Origin of the sequence: Rhodococcus sp. ENV425 (assembly GCF_002887785.1) — a bacterium.
GTDB lineage: Bacteria > Actinomycetota > Actinomycetes > Mycobacteriales > Mycobacteriaceae > Rhodococcus > Rhodococcus aetherivorans.
In genome coordinates this window covers 41,512-56,443 of the sequence record NZ_PCZU01000043.1, presented here as the reverse complement: position 1 = coordinate 56,443, position 14,932 = coordinate 41,512, and the positions used below count along the sequence as shown (strand labels likewise).

The following is a 14,932-nucleotide window of genomic DNA, read 5'->3' as shown; positions in this document are numbered from 1 at the left end:
GACGGTGGTGTCCCGCCGCCCGGGAGCAAGGGATGGTCAGGCGCCGCGGAACTTCGAGAAGTCGGGCTTGCGCTTCTCGTTGAACGCGCTGATGCCCTCGAGTGCCTCGGCGGACTCACCGAACAGCTTGAGCGTGGAGTAGGCCATGTTGCCCTGGGCGATGAAGTGCTCGGTGTCGGCGTTGAGCGACTGCTTGAGCACCTTGAGCGAGGTGGGGGAGAGCTGCAGGATCTCGTCGGCCCACGCCCGGACCTCGGCGCGGAGCTGGTCGGCGGGCACGACCTTGTTGACCAGACCCCACTCCAGGGCCTGCTGGGCGCTGTAGCGGCGGCACATGAACCAGATCTCCCGCGCCCGCTTCTCGCCGATGGCGCGGGCGAGGTAGCCGGTGCCCAGGCCGGCGTCGAAGGATCCGACCCGCGGGCCGTTCTGTCCGAAGATGGCGTGCTCGGCGGCAATCGACATGTCGCACAGCAGGTGCAGTACGTGTCCGCCGCCCACGGCGACACCGTTGACGGCGGCGATGACGGGCTTCGGGGTGTCCCGGATGACACGGTGCAGGGCCTCGACCTCGAACAGGCCGCTGTCGGACGGGCCGTAGTCGCCGGTCTCCATGCGCTGCTTCTGGTCGCCGCCCGAGCAGAAGGCTTTCTCGCCGGCGCCGGTGAGTGCGACGGCGCCGACCTCGGGGCTGCCCCAGGCTGCCTTGAAGGCCTTGACGAGCTCGTCGACTGTGCGGGCGCGGAAGGCGTTGTAGCGGTCCGGCCGGTTGATCGTGATCCAGGCGAGCCCGTTGTCGACCTCGTACGTCACGTCCGTGAATGCGGTGAAATCAGTCATCGACCTGCTGGTCCCTTCCTGCTCGGGTGGCTTCGCCGTCGCCGCGAGAACAGGTCGCGGGGACGGGGTCGTCGGGTTTGGTCCGACCGTATGACAAATGTATCCGCGTTAACGATCGTTTTCAAGGGCGAGTTGCTTGCCGCGTCCTGAGCCCGGGTGGGAACCGCGCAATCTGCCCACAGCGAGGCGGGGGGGAGGGACGATTCCGGTCGAACTCTCGCACGGGATTTCCGGAGAAGTCGGCATCCGCGGCCGGCGCGAGATGCGAATGGTCGTGGGCGACATGCTCGAGTGGCTCGTCCGGCGCAGCCCGGACAAGGACGCACCGGCCGGCTGAGCCGGGGCGTACGCCACCGATGACTTCCGGCGCCTCGCCTCGGGCCGGGGACCGTGCGTGGACGCTGCTCGATCAGGAGTGGCCGCCAGGCGGCGACGAGGTCACGGCCACGATGAAGCTGCGCCGGCGCGTGATCGCGACAAGTATGCGTCGGTCATCGACCGGCTCTGTTGCGCTGTGACCTGATCCCCATCACGCCGCACACCGGCGCCGGCCAGTCGACCCGCTCGGTGATCGCGAGTTCCCGATCGACCGCCTCCGCGACGTCCGGGGCGAACGGAACGACGCGACGGGTGGTGAGGTCGACATGGGGTGCGACGACCTCGAGCGTGTTCGCCAGTGCCTCGGTCGTGTCGTCGACGAGCAGGGCCATGCCGTGGATGATCTTGTCGGAGCGCTCGACGATCCGGAAGTAGGCCGAGACTCTATGGCCGACGTGCACTTCCGCGTAGTACTTCAGGTGATGCTCCGCGGTGAAGAAGCCCTGCTTGCGAGTCGCCCGGTAATCGTCGGTGAGGCCGATCCGGCGAAACGCGATGTCGATCGCTTCGGCACCCAGGTCCAGGTAGTGCCGGATATTCATGTGGCCGTTCGCGTCCTCGAACTCCGGCGGGACGACCAGTGGGCCGTACTCGCGGGGAAGACGAACGACCTGGTCGTAGGTGGGCAGGGTGACAGTGTCGGTCACGGGATCTCCTGACGGTTGCGGTCGGTTGCCGGCGCATCGAGATCTGCTCGGCGCGACTGTCGGCCGGCGCCGTTCCTGTCGCCCGGGTCGGCGCCGCATGGCGGGGAGCGTTCCCGGAGTATAACGATCGTTCACGCATCGTGCTAAACTCGCCGAGTGGACAGGAGCCGGAAGATTCTCGATATCGCCGCGGAACTGTTCTACGAGAAGGGATTCCATGGTACGAGCGTCGACGAGCTGGGCGCTCGCGCGGGCCTCTCCGGGCCGGCGATCTACCGTCACTTCTCCGGCAAGGACGAGATCCTGGCCACCCTGTTCGACGAAGCGATGGACGAGCTGATCCGCGCCGCGGAACCCGTGGACGAGGACGCCGACTCCGACTTCGAGCGTCTGGTCCGCCATCATGTCGAGTTCGCGATCCGGCACCGGCACCTGGTCAATGTGACCCAGCGTGAAGACCGGTCACTGGTGGACCCGTGGCGTCGCAAGGTCAACCGCCGGCGCAAGCTCTACGTCGGCTGTTGGGAAGCCGCGGTGGCCCGGTGCCTCCCTCGGGCGACGCCGGCGGAGGTCGCCGTCGCGACCCAGACCTGCTTGGGCACGATCTTCTCGATCGCCTACTGGCCGAGCAAGGTCAGCCGCACCCCCGGACTGGCCGACCTCATCGTCCGTCTCACCAACGAGGGGCTCGACGCCTTCCGCGGCTGACTACCGCCACCACCGTCCGCACCCTGGGGCCGATGCGCTTCGGTGCCGCGGCGCTCGGGAGCGGCGCGCACCGAAGTCGAACATCCTGGCGGCGTATGGCGCGACTCCAGATCGTCCAAAGCTCCGGTACCGCCTACGAGTTGACCCAGGTTCCCTCGGCGGCGAGTTTTCGGCTCTGCTCGAGATCTCGCCCCCGGCGCTTGTATTCCTCCGCGTCGAGGACGGTGGTGGCGGCGTCGTCGAGCAGCGTGCGGACCGTGGTGAGGGCAGTTCTCTGCCGGACAGTGAACTCGGCGGTAGGATCGGCATCGGTAAGGACGAGGAGGCGAGCGGTGCTTCACCGTCGTCCGACTGTCACAGTAAGCCGCCCGGGCGACGCCGGGGCCGTCGAGGTCGGTTCCGGACAGCGATCGGCCCGATGCGTGGACGGCGTCGGAGGAGTTCAGTGCGCGGCGCACGAGAGGGCAGCCCGAGCGAACGCGGCGCGGTGTCGACACGGATCTGGTGCCGGGTAGGAGCACCCCGCGGGAGTCGTCTGCGACAAGCACGCCGGCGGACGCGAAGCCGGCGTGTGCGGAATCGGAGCCCGAGGTGCGGCGCGATCAGCTCTCGACGAGCAGCTTCCGAACGGCGGCGGCGTGCTCGACGGATGCCTCCATGGAGGTGGCGGCGGGGATGAGCGTGATGCTGTCCGCTCCTGCGTCGACGAACGCGCGCAGCCACTCGGCCACCTGTTCGGGCGTGCCGGCCGGTGCCAGGTGCCGGAACTTGTCCCGGGGCAGGCGGTAGAGCGTCTGCATCTGCTCGCCCACCAAGTGGTCGGCCGTGGCGGCGTCGTCGTCGAGACCGCACCAGACGGTGACCCCGAAAGTGCTCAGAGTGCGGTTCTCGCGAGCGGCGGCCTCGAGAATCGCGGTGCGGGTTTCGCCGAATCGGCGGGGGGTCGAAAAGATGGCGAGCCACCCGTCGCCGTACTTCGCGGTTCGACGGATCGCGGCGTCTCCTCGGCCACCGATGACGATCGGCACGGCCGGTTGGGGCGGGGGCAGGATCCGGGCGCGCTCGAGGGTGAAGAACTCTCCGGTGTGGGTGACCTCTTCGCCGGAGAGCAATGCTCGGAGAACCTGGAGTGTTTCGTCCAAGCGGCGCCCCCGGGTGCGGGGGTCCACCCCGGAGTTGGAAATCTCGGAGCGGTCCTCGCCGCCGACTCCTGCGCCGAGGACCAGCCGCCCTGGGGCGAGCTGCGCGATGGTCGAGATCTGGCGCGCTGCGAGCATCGGATGCCGCAGCCCCAGCAGATAGACCCCGATGACGACGGAGAGCGTGTCGTGGGCCGCGAGCACCGAGGTGGCGGAGACCATACCGTCGAAGCCGGTACCGCCGTGGAAACTGATGTGGTCCCCGACCGTGATGTGATCGAGCCCGGCGTCGGCGGCCGAGTTGAGCAGTCGCCGTCGCGCGGCGGGGTCGGGAACCAACAGGGAATCGGTGATCGACAAACCGACTTGGACCGCCACGAGGACCCCTTTCCGAAGTATTGGACTGACCATAGGTCCGAAATCGTCGAGTGGCAAGGGGGTGCCTCGGGGGCCGAGCTTTCGCGACCTTGACACGCGTCGTTGCCGCGCCCAAACTGACAACGTGCGTAGTCAAAGTGAGCTCGTGCCACTCGGCCCCGACAGCCTGACGTGGAGGTACTTCGGCGGCTGGCGCGGAATGTTGTTCGGCCCGTGGGCCGGATCGATGCAGAACATGCACCCGGGCCTCGGCGCGGCCGTGGAGGAGCACTCGCAGTTCTTCGACGAGCGCTGGGAACGCCTGTACCGGTCGCTGTACCCCATCTACGGCGTCGTCTTCGACGGCCCGCGCGCCCCGGACACCGCCGCCCAGGTGCGTGGCTACCACGACACGATCAAGGGGATCGACAAGAAGGGCCGGCGCTACCACGCCCTCGACCCCGACACGTTCTACTGGGCGCACGCGACGTTCTTCTACAGCCTCGTCGTCTCGATCGAGTGGTTCGACGGCCCGCTGTCCCTCGCCGACAAGCACAGGCTGTTCGACGAGCACGTCCGGTGGTACCGGCTCTACGGGGTGTCGATGCGGCCCGTCCCCGGCAGCTGGGAGGACTTCCTCGCCTACTGGGACCGCATGTGCCGGGAGGTGCTCGAGGACAACAAGGCGACCCGCGACGTGCTGGACCTGTCGCACCTCGACCGGCCGCCGTTCCTGCGGTGGGTGCCCGCGAGCGTGTGGACGGTGCTGCGGCCGCCGATGACGCGCGGGTTCGTCTGGCTCACGATCGGGCTGTACGACCCACCGGTGCGCGAACTCATGGGCTACACCTTCTCCCCACGCGAACAGCGGCTGCATCGGCTCGTCGGCCGCTCGATCGGATTGGGGGAGAAGCTGATTCCGCGTCGTTATCGCTACCACCCGCGGGCCCGGGCAGGCTGGGACCGCGCATCGGGCCGTATCCCGGCGGACGCGCCCGTCGTGCACACGCCCGATCGCAACCTGCCGCCGGCGCATCTGCTGGACAGTCCGATGCACTACACGGGGGCACACGAGAATGTGAGCGGCGGCACGCGCTGAACCGTCGCGGGCGGTGGCGTCATGGCTGGACCGCTCGCAGGGGTGCCGGAATCCGGTCAGGGGCGCAGTGGGACCTTGGTGGCGCGCCGCTTGTCCATGGCTGCGTAGGCTTCGGCGACCTGCGCGAGGGACAGGGTGAGGTCGAAGACCTTGCCGGGCTCGATGCGTCCGTTCCAAACCCGGTCGAGCAGGTCGGGGAGGTAGGCCCCGCACCGGGGCGGGTCCGCCGCGCAGCCCGACGTTCTTCTCGAGACGGAATCACGGACTCGATAGAAGGTCTTGTTCTTGAGCATTGCGTAGAGGACGTCGCAACGTCGCCGGGCCAGGTAGATCAGGGCGACGTTGTGCTTCTTACCTTCGGCGTGTTTGCGGTCGTAGTAGGCACGGCTGGTCGGGTCGTGCAACGCCGCGAACGCGGACAGGAACAGCGCTCGTTCGAGCTTGTGGTTGCCCGACCGCGCGGGGTGCTCGCCGCGGATCGAGGGGCCGGACCGGTGGGTGACCGGGGCGATGCCGGCGTAGGCGGCCGGATGGGCCGCGGAAGTGAACGCCGAACCGTCGCCGACCTCGAGCAGGATGCGAGCTGCAGTGCTGACACCGCTGCCGGGCATCGACATCAAGACTCGGGAAAGAGGGTGGTCGTCGAGCATCCTTTCGACGTCTTCGGCGATGTTCTTGCGCTGTTGCAGAATCTCTTTCGGCGTGTCTGCGCGTTTCGGCAGGACGATCTCGGCGGCGTTGCTGCCTGGCACCGTCACGGTTTGGGCAGCGAGGGCGGCGAGGGACGTGGTGGGGCAGGTGAGCACGCCGCTGACGGTGATCGGTGCGGTGGCCACCTCGTACACCGCCTGCGCCGTCGCCGCCAGGCCGGCACCGGGTGGTGCCGGTATCGGGCAGGTCCACGCGCCTCGCCGCGGCGCCACCGACCTCGAGCCAACTTCTTTCCCCAACGCGACGGCGGCGCCCGACCGACCGTGCGAGGCAAAGACTTGTTCCTGAACGTGCTCGCGATCAGTTGGGTGCGGGAGGCCGCCTTGACCGATGAGACGTCCGGCGGCGCGCTCGAAGACATCATGCGGGCGGGTTGGGCACGTGACCTCACGGTCAGCGGTCTCGACACGCCTTGTCACGTCGGTCGAGAAGCTTTCGGGTTGCGACCGACAACGCTGCCCGCGGTTCTGGGGGCGGTCTAGAGCCTCGACCGCGCCTGCGGTCCCCTCGCGTGCGGGGCGCGGCGAGATGGTGAGTGACGTGCAGGCCCCCAGCGCAACGCATACCCGCGTAAATGCAGAGCTGGACGTCCGTAGCCTCAAGTGTCATGTACGGCGCAACTCCTCCCGCGCAATGGAGTTGAGGGTGCAGTTTCCGGTGGGTGGGGGTGGTGTGGTCGTGCCGACGTTGGCGGTGTGGGCCCGGTGTCCGAGGTTGTCGGGGCGGTGAGGATCGGTGCCGCTACGTCACCGCGGTGCTCGTCGCCGGCTGCCGGTGTCGGTGGGGTGTCGGGGGTGCGTGGTCGGGGGCTGGGCGCTTGTCATGAGCGCACGTGCATGCGTTCTCCTTGGGGGCCGAAGATTGCGAGCACTTCGCAGGGGGTGGGTCCGGGGTTGCCGATCCAGTGCGGTGTGCGGGTGTCGAATTCGACCACTTCTCCGGGATCGAGCACCAGGTCGCGGCTGCCCAGGATCAGGCGCAGTCGGCCGTTGAGCACGTAGAGCCACTCGTAGCCTTCGTGGGTTTGCAGCGTCGGGTGGGCGACGTCGTCCACGGTGGGCAGCACCATTTTGAAGGACTGCAGGCCCCCGGGGCGGCGGGTCAAGGAGAGGAAGGTCCGGCCGTGCCGGGTCACCGGCTTGGACCGGATTCTGGGGTCGCCGGTGTCCGGGGCGTCGACGAGTTCGTCCAGTGCGACCCGGTGGGCGCGGGCGAGGGGGAGCAGCAGCTCGAGGGTGGGCTTGCGCTGTCCGGATTCCAGTCGGGAGAGGGTGCTGAGCGAGATACCGGTCTCCTCCGCCAGGTCGCTCAGGGTGGCTTCCCGTTCGAGTCGGAGCTGTCGCAGTCTCGGGCCCACGTTCTTCAAGACGTCCTGGTCTTCCATGTCGCTCAGTGTGCCGGAGTTTTGCCATTCCAGCAAGGATGTTTGCCATATCCCGGGAGGGGTCTGCACCCTGGAGGCATGACGGAGAACGAGAGTTTCGATGTGGTGGTGGTCGGTGGCGGCGCTGCCGGTTTGAGTGGTGCGGTGGTGCTGGGGCGGTCCGGTCGCCGGGTGCTGATGCTCGACGCGGGTGAGCCTCGCAATGCTCCGGCCGAGCACGTCCACAACTATCTCGGCCGGGAAGGGGTGCCCCCGCTCGACCTGCTGGCCGACGGCCGGGCCGAGGTGGCGGCGTACGGGGTGGAGCTGGCGAGCGACCGCGTGACGGCCGTGACCCGCACCGAGCACGGTTTCGCCGTGACCACCGGCAGCGGACGCGAGGTCACCGCCCGGCGGGTGCTGGTCACCACCGGGGTGGTGGACGAGCTGCCCGATGTCCCCGGCCTCGCCGAACGTTGGGGGCGCGATGTGCTGCACTGTCCCTACTGCCACGGCTGGGAGGTGCGCGGTCGAGCGATTGCGGTACTGGCGACCAGCCCGGTCGCGGGACACCAGGGTCTGCTCTGGCGCCAGCTCACCGACGACGTCGTCCTCGTCGTCGCCGACGGGGTCGAGCTGCCGGCCGCCGACGTGGAGCGGATGGCCGCGATCGGGGTGCGGATCGAGCACGGCACTGCGCGGGAGGTCGTCACCGACGGCGACCGGCTGATCGGGGTGCGCCTGGCCGACGGCTCGCTGCTCGAGCGCGAGGCGATCGTGGCGGCCTCCCGGCCGCAGGTACGCCTCGACTTCCTGACCTCCCTCGGCCTGGAGCCGCAGCACGTCGAGTGGGGCGGGGCGCCGGTGGGGTCGGTGATCGCGGTCGACCCGGTGGGGGCGACCGCGGTGCCGGGCCTGTACGCGGCCGGCAACGCCACCGACATCGGCATGACCCTGATCGGCGCGGCCGCTCACGGCACCCGGGTGGGAGCGTTCGTCAACGCCGACCTGGCCGCCGAGGACGCCGACCGCGCGGTCGCCGAGCGCCGGGCCGAGCTGTTCGAGCAGCCCGCCTGGGAGGATCGCTACTCCGGGGAGCGGGTCTGGAGCGGACGCGTCAACCCCCAACTCGAGGCCGAGGTCTCGTCCCTGACACCCGGACGGGCCCTGGACGTGGGCTGTGGTGAGGGCGCCGACACGGTCTGGTTGGCCGGCCGCGGCTGGTCGGTCACGGCCCTGGACTTCGCGGTCGCCGCCCTGGAGAAGACGGCCGCGCACGCAGCCGAGGCCGGCGTCGGTGACCGTGTCACCACGGTTGCCGCCGACGTCCGCAGCTGGCAGCCCGGCCAGCAGCGATGGGATCTGGTGTCCTCGCAGTTCCTGCATCTTCCCGACGGCGGGATGGTCGAGCTGACCCGGCGCCTCGGCTCCGCGGTCGCCCCCGGTGGCACCTTGCTGGTGGTCGGTCACCACCCCGACGACCTGGCGACCGGGCTGCGCCACGGTCACCACTGGTTCCTCTTCACCCCCGAGTCGCTGATTCCGGCGCTCGAGGACGGTCAGTGGGAGGTCGAGCTCTGCGAGGTCCGGTCCCGGACCACGGCACACCCGCACTCCGGGGAGCAGGTCACCGTCCGCGACTCGGTGCTGCGGGCGCGACGACGCGGCTGAGCCGGAACGGTCGTGACGAGACAGGCCATCGACCGTGCGGTCGACCCCCGCGCCGGCGCACCGACGGCCGCCGTTGCCGAGCCCGTGGCACCGCGCGACGGTGCCGCTCGTGTCGCGGCGGACCTCGCCCACTTCGACGAGGTGACCCCACCGCCGGTACCTCCGGCCGGCGGTGCGACCCGCACAGCAGACCATCGCGCAACTGCTGGCGTTCCTCGACAGCGCCGACCTCGCTCCGGTCGTCAAGGCGGCCGCCCAACTCGAGATCACCCACCCGGAGTGGACCTTCGCGGTCTTGGCCGATCAGACCGGGGCCAAGGCGACGAGCACAGCCTCGCACCGGTACAAGAAGGCCAGGACATCGCTCTCGCCGCCGGATTCAGCATCCCGCCGCTGCCCGACCTGGGCGAAACCCTCGCCGGCAAGGGCGTCGTCGATGTGGACGCGATACCGTTCCGGGCGTGCGCGGAGCTGGTGGTGCGCTGACGGCCGGCACAAGAATCCCTATGCCGCCTCGGTGTCCGTCCACGACGAGGACGACTACCGGCGGATGCGGCTACTGGTGACCGACGACGGCAAGGCCGGCGCCGCCCTGCACGGCGACGAGATCGTCTCGGTGTCCGCGCACCGGGACTGCGCCCACCCGCGCGCGGCACGCGCGATGGTCCGGTACGCCACCGCGCTCGATGGCCGCCGTCTGGACTGTGTCGACACCGTGCTGCCGGACCTGTATGCCGACGCCGGGTTCGTGCCCGCCGCGCGAGTGCGGTGGAACGACGACTACGCCCCTGCCGGCTGGGACTACGACAACTTCCGCGCCTTCAACCAGGGCCGCCGGGACGTGGTGTTCCTGGCCGACGACCCCGACCGGGTCGGCGGCAGGTATCCCCGGGGGCTATGAGCTTGCGTCTGCCGTGACGTACCCGCCCGTACCATCCCCCCGTGCACTCGATAGCCGTCCTTCACGCAGGCCAGGTGCGATCGCAGTGACGGGTTCGGGGGGCCGCAATCGGCGACAAGCGAGACCGGACACGGACATGCCGGAGGTGGTTCCTAAGCTGGAGTTGCCCGGTTTCCGTCGACGGGCGGAAGGACGTCCGCAGGGTGAGTGGAGTGGGTGTGGAGCCGAGGGTGAGCGAACCTGAACTCAGGGATCGCGTGCAACGCCTGCTCGCCTTTCTGGCCGAGCTCGTCAAAGCACGGAGCGCACCTGTCCGCACCCTCGACAAACACCGTGCCGTGCTGTCGCTCGACGAGAAAAACCTCGACGTCGGCCTGAGCGCCGATGCCGCGGCAGGAGACGTCGTCCTCCGCGCACGGCGCGTTGTCCTCGAAGATCCACCGCGTCCCCCCGCGCTGGTCGCGAAGTATGTGCAGGGGGCAATCGACAACTCCGCCGCCGAACCCACACTCGACCCACAGGCCCCCGACGCCGTCGACGGCGTCGAGATCTGGTTGGCGCAATGGCGGGCGTGGGCGGCTGTGGATCGGGAACGACGGCCCGCGTCGCAGCTGTACACGTTCCTGCAGCACGCGATGCTGGACCTCGACGCCCAACCGGAATCGCTCGAGCTCGTCGTCGCATCGGGGTTGCTGCACCTCTCCGACGATGTCGCAGGCGCGCGGGTGCACACACACTTGATCACCCAGTCCGCCCTCATCGAGCGGCACGAGGAATCCGGCGACCTGCTGGTCCGGCTGAATCCCGACGCCGTCCCGTCGCTCGAAGACACCCAGCTCCTCACCGGATTGGAAGTGTTCGATCCATCGAGTACCCGCGACCTGCACCAATCCCTCGCGACTCAGGTCGCGTCGCCCCTCGACCCCGCGGCTCGGGTGTTTCTCAAGGACTGGACCGACCGGGCACTTACAGTGCGCGTGGACGTCGTCGACCAGGCGGAGGAGGCATCGTCGCCCGAGGCGTTCGTGAGACCGTCGCCGGCTCTGGTGCTCCGCAAGCGCGGCGCCTATGCGCTCATCGAGTACTACAACCGCATGAGCGAGGCCGTCGCCGACGAGTCGAACCAGGTGCCGCTGGGTCTGGCGCAACTCGTCGAAGCGATCGAACCGGCCGACCGTGTCGCATGGCTCGACCGCATCGGCACACCGTCCGCGCTGTTCGCCGATGATCCGTTGTTCCCGTTGCCCGCGAACGATGAGCAGCGCGACATCCTCGATCGCCTCACCGGCGACAGCGGCGTCGTGGTCGAGGGCCCACCCGGTACTGGTAAGACACACACCATCGCCAACCTGGTGTCCGCGCTGCTCGCGGGTGGCCAGCGCGTGCTGGTCACCAGTGAGAAGGCTCAGGCGCTGCGTGTACTGCGCGACAAACTTCCGCTCGAACTGCAAGAACTGTGTGTGGCGGTGACCGACCCGGCGCGGGGAGGGTCTGCGGAGCTCAACCGCAGTGTCAGCGAGATCGCTACCCGCAAGGCGCAATTCAACGGGCGGCGCGCAGCGCAGCGCATCGACGAACTCACCACGCAACGCAACGACGTGCTCAACCGTCGGGCGATCCTGACGGAACAGATCCGGCAGATGCGCGCGCAGGAGACGGTCGTTCACACCGCGGTCGCCGCCGGTTACGAGGGGACGGTCGCGTCGATCGTCCGGAGGGTCCGCGCACAGGAATCCGGACAGGGGTGGCTGCCCGCACCGCTGTTCACCGACGCCCCACCTCTGAGCGTCGACGAATTCATCACCCTCCATGCGCTTCATCAGCGGTCGAGCGTCGAGCGGGCGCGTCGCCGGCACCAAGCGTTCCCCGACTTGTCCCTGCCCACCCAGACAGAGGTGCAGGACGCGTGCGCCGCGGTCGCACAGGCATCGCAGGACGTGACCGGCGAAATGCCGGAGTTGCTGCGGGTACTCGAGGGCGCCTCCCCCGACATACTGGCCCGTATCCGCGATCTCTGCGAACAACTGCAGGGCGCTCTGCACGATGCAGAACGGCTCGACCTGGGATTTCAACGCGTGGCCGACGATGTCCTGTCGGGGAGGGCGCAGCACCTGTGGGGAAAGACCGCCGAGTTCGCAGGTCTCGTGCAGGCCGCGCAGGAGGCCGATCGCGTCGTCGGTGCCAGCACGGTGGCAACGCCGGTGACCGGGCGGCCCGCGTTCGAGGCGTATGACGCGCTGGCTCGCAAGCTGGAGGCGGGGGACACATGGCGCAGTGGCCTCTCCCGGTTCCGGAGGAGTGACGAGCAGTCGGCGGTCGAGGCGCTCGGCGAGCCTGCGACCGTCGACGGGGTCGCGGCCACGACCGCCCACTCGGTGCGTATCGTCGCCGAGCACCTCCGTGCGCTCGACGCGGTGCGGGTCGTGGGGATCGTCCTGCGCGATCTCGGTATCGACATCGCACTCGACGAGTCACGCAGCCGTGCCATCGGCACCCTGGCACTGATCAACCGGGACCGTGGCATCGTGGACAACCTTGTCACACGGGTACGGGATGTCGAATCGGCGTTACGAGACATCCACCCTGGTGCGCCGCGGCTTGTGAGTGTCGAACAGGCGCGGTCGGTTGCGGAGTCGGCGCGGGCAATCGCCGCGGTCGGCACTGCGCAAGCCAGCAAGGCCTGGCTCGAATCCGTCGGCCTGTATGTGCGGGGCCAGATCGCCGGGGGAGCGTCGCCCGAAGGGCGCGCCCTGGCACGGGCCTTCCACGATGCGGACTTCGACGGTATCAATGCAGCTTTGGATGCATGGGATCGTGCGGCCGGTGAACAGCGGGAGGAGCTCGAACTCTTGTCGCTGCACGCGCGTTTGACCGACGCCGCACCGGCGCTCGCGCAGGCCATCGCCGAAGATCCGTCGTGGCCGCAGTGGCCGGTTCGTCTGGCAAACATCGAGAGCGCGTGGGCGTGGCGTCGCGCAGAGCAGTGGGTGCGGAACGTCAACGAGGGGCGTGAGGACGGGCAGTTCGAACGTGACCTCGACGCGGTCGAGAAAGACATCTCGCGGTTGACCACGCAGCTCGTCGCGGAGAAGGCGTGGAGCGCGTGTCTCGACCGCACGACCGCCGAGCAGGTCCAAGCCCTGCACTCGTACCGCGACCATGTCGCGAGTATCGGAAAGGGTACCGGGAGATATGCAGAGCGTTATCGGGCTGCAGCGCGTGAGGCCATGCAGGTCGCGCAGGGTGCGGTGCCGGCGTGGGTGATGCCGTTGCAGCAGGTGCTGTCTTCGGTTCCGCCTGTACAGAACCTGTTCGATGTCGTCATTGTCGATGAAGCAAGCCAGGTCGACATCAGTAGCTTGTTCCTGCTGTGGTTGGCGCCGCGTGTGATCGTGGTCGGGGACGATAAGCAATGCGCGCCGAGTGCGGTGTCGTTGGGTGCGCTCGACGGAGTGTTCCGTCGTCTCGATTCATCCCTGCCCGACATCCCGAAGTACTTGCGCGATAGTTTCACTCCCCGCTCGAGCATGTTCTCGTTGTTGCGGTCGCGGTTCGGGAGCATCGTCCGGTTGCGTGAGCATTTCCGATCGATGCCGGAGATCATCGCCTGGTCGAGCGAACAGTTCTATGCAGACGACCCCCTGGTTCCGTTGCGGCAGTATGGGTCCGACCGCCTTCCGCCTCTGCGCACCACCTACGTCGACGGTGGTGTCGTCACCGGACAGAACTCGACGTTGACGAACCGTGTCGAGGCCGGTGCCCTCGTAGACACTGTGGTGCAGTGTGTCGAAGACCCCGCCTACGATGGGAAAACCTTCGGCGTGGTGGTTTTGCAGGGGCAGTCGCAGGTCGACGTCATCCAGAACGAACTGCTCGACCGGCTCACCCCGCACCAATGGGACGAACGCAGACTCCGTGTCGGCACGCCTCCGGATTTTCAAGGGGACGAGCGGCACGTGGTGTTTCTGTCCATGGTGGTCGCGCCCGACCAGAACATCGCGGCGATGACGAGGACCGAATACCAACGACGGTTCAACGTCGCCGCATCGAGGGCACAGGACCAGTTGTGGTTGTTCCATTCGCGGACCGTCGACACGTTGCGGCCGACGGACCTGCGGCATTCGCTGCTCACCTACATGCAGTCGACGTCGCCGATGCCTGCGGCGCCGATGCCGGCGGGTGTGACGGGTGAGGAGCGGCACGAGGCATTCGACAGTCTCTTCCAGCAGGAGGTGTTCCTCGACATCGCTGCCCGCGGATATCACGTGAACCCCCGGGTGGAGGTGAACGGTCACGTCATCGATCTGGTGGTGACCGGCGCGGCAGGCAAGCTGGCTGTGGCGTGCGACGGCGAGCAGTGGCACACCAATCCCGACCGGCAGCGCGCCGACCTCGAGCGTGAACGTGAACTGCGCCGGAGCGGGTGGAGGTTCTGGAGGGTCCGCGAATCCGAGTACTACCTCGATCCGGACGCGTCGATGTCGGGGCTGTGGGGCGAGCTCGAGCGGCGCGGCATTACCTCCGAGGGTGCGGATGTCGTTGCTGTGTCCGACGCCGAGCCTTCCGGATTCACCGAGTCGTCGGTGGCCACGCCGGTGTCGTCATCGCTGGCTGACACCATTGTGGAGGCACTCGGGAGTGAGGAATATCCGGTCGTCGAGCTTGCCGATCGGCTCGAGATGGACTGGACGGTCGTTCTCGCGGTGCTGGAAGAGCTCGTCGTCGCGGGGCGGGTCGACGCGTTCGTTGCGCCAGGGCAACGGACGAACTATCGGGTTGCGGGTGTAGTCGATCGCACTGCCGACGATGGTGCCGGCTTCTGACCGAATCGGATGATCGGACGATTCGTAGGTCGGGTTTCGAGACGTTGGTGCCGCTGACCTCGCGGGGATCGGCGCAATGCCGGAGTTCGACCTCGTGGAGTAGGAGTGGTGACGACCAGTTCGTCCCCCGGCGCTATGTCTTCGTGTCTCGTACTCGAGGCACGCGGGTGTGGACCTACGGTCGTGCCGGTTTCCTGAGCTCAGGACGCGGACGGTCCACCACTGTTTTCTGCTGGCCAAGCTCGACGCCGAACCGGACCGGCGGTCGGTCGGGGACGTCTTCGGCGCCCAACCC

11 protein-coding genes and 1 pseudogene are annotated in these 14,932 nt (G+C 68.3%); 7 read left to right on the top strand and 5 right to left on the bottom strand.

Annotated features, from left to right (window positions below):
- Positions 1-36: 36 nt before the first annotated feature.
- Together CQZ88_RS03450 and CQZ88_RS03445 are read right to left on the bottom strand one after the other, a co-directional pair.
- A complete protein-coding gene (locus CQZ88_RS03450) occupies positions 37-840 on the bottom strand; it encodes an enoyl-CoA hydratase-related protein (RefSeq protein ID WP_006941794.1) in 804 nt (267 codons plus the stop codon).
- 491 nt (positions 841-1,331) lie between these two features.
- Positions 1,332-1,865, bottom strand: a complete 534-nt coding sequence (locus CQZ88_RS03445) for a thioesterase family protein (RefSeq protein ID WP_102799258.1) — start codon at positions 1,863-1,865, stop codon at positions 1,332-1,334.
- Between the two features lie 156 nt (positions 1,866-2,021).
- On the opposite strand from CQZ88_RS03445, the gene CQZ88_RS03440 reads away from it, so the two are divergent.
- Positions 2,022-2,573, top strand: coding sequence for a TetR/AcrR family transcriptional regulator (locus CQZ88_RS03440; protein ID WP_006941783.1), 552 nt, complete (start codon positions 2,022-2,024; stop codon positions 2,571-2,573).
- Positions 2,574-3,175: 602 nt separating this feature from the next.
- Here CQZ88_RS03440 and CQZ88_RS03435 read toward each other — a convergent pair.
- Positions 3,176-4,090 (bottom strand): LLM class flavin-dependent oxidoreductase, encoded by a 915-nt coding sequence (locus CQZ88_RS03435; RefSeq protein WP_006941782.1) that lies wholly within the window; start codon positions 4,088-4,090, stop codon positions 3,176-3,178.
- Between the two features lie 124 nt (positions 4,091-4,214).
- On the opposite strand from CQZ88_RS03435, the gene CQZ88_RS03430 reads away from it, so the two are divergent.
- A complete protein-coding gene (locus CQZ88_RS03430; protein WP_037201133.1) occupies positions 4,215-5,168 on the top strand; it encodes an oxygenase MpaB family protein in 954 nt (317 codons plus the stop codon).
- Between the two features lie 266 nt (positions 5,169-5,434).
- Here the strand turns inward: CQZ88_RS03430 and CQZ88_RS03425 are convergent.
- A pseudogene (locus CQZ88_RS03425) lies at positions 5,435-5,950 on the bottom strand (transposase); the annotation flags it as partial.
- Positions 5,951-6,157: 207 nt separating this feature from the next.
- On the opposite strand from CQZ88_RS03425, the gene CQZ88_RS03420 reads away from it, so the two are divergent.
- Positions 6,158-6,361 (top strand): hypothetical protein, encoded by a 204-nt coding sequence (locus tag CQZ88_RS03420; RefSeq protein WP_146034244.1) that lies wholly within the window; start codon positions 6,158-6,160, stop codon positions 6,359-6,361.
- A gap of 338 nt (positions 6,362-6,699) precedes the next feature.
- Here the strand turns inward: CQZ88_RS03420 and CQZ88_RS03415 are convergent, their stop codons facing one another.
- Positions 6,700-7,263 carry a helix-turn-helix domain-containing protein gene (locus tag CQZ88_RS03415; RefSeq protein WP_006941778.1) on the bottom strand — a complete coding sequence of 188 codons (564 nt, stop codon included), beginning with the start codon at positions 7,261-7,263 and terminating at the stop codon, positions 6,700-6,702.
- A 78-nt stretch (positions 7,264-7,341) separates the two neighbouring features.
- Between CQZ88_RS03415 and CQZ88_RS03410 the strand changes: the two genes are divergently transcribed.
- The 4 genes from CQZ88_RS03410 to CQZ88_RS03400 all read left to right on the top strand — a co-directional run bounded on the left by CQZ88_RS03410 (position 7,342) and on the right by CQZ88_RS03400 (position 14,637).
- Entirely contained in the window at positions 7,342-8,913 is a 1,572-nt protein-coding gene (locus tag CQZ88_RS03410; RefSeq protein ID WP_102799257.1) for a bifunctional NAD(P)/FAD-dependent oxidoreductase/class I SAM-dependent methyltransferase, read from the top strand.
- A 279-nt stretch (positions 8,914-9,192) separates the two neighbouring features.
- Entirely contained in the window at positions 9,193-9,399 is a 207-nt protein-coding gene (locus CQZ88_RS29725) for a hypothetical protein (protein WP_029545710.1), read from the top strand.
- Between the two features lie 31 nt (positions 9,400-9,430).
- Positions 9,431-9,814, top strand: coding sequence for a hypothetical protein (locus tag CQZ88_RS03405; protein ID WP_232334157.1), 384 nt, complete (start codon positions 9,431-9,433; stop codon positions 9,812-9,814).
- Between the two features lie 257 nt (positions 9,815-10,071).
- Complete coding sequence (locus CQZ88_RS03400; RefSeq protein WP_102799256.1) at positions 10,072-14,637, top strand: AAA domain-containing protein; 4,566 nt, start codon at positions 10,072-10,074, stop codon at positions 14,635-14,637.
- Positions 14,638-14,932: the final 295 nt, after the last annotated feature.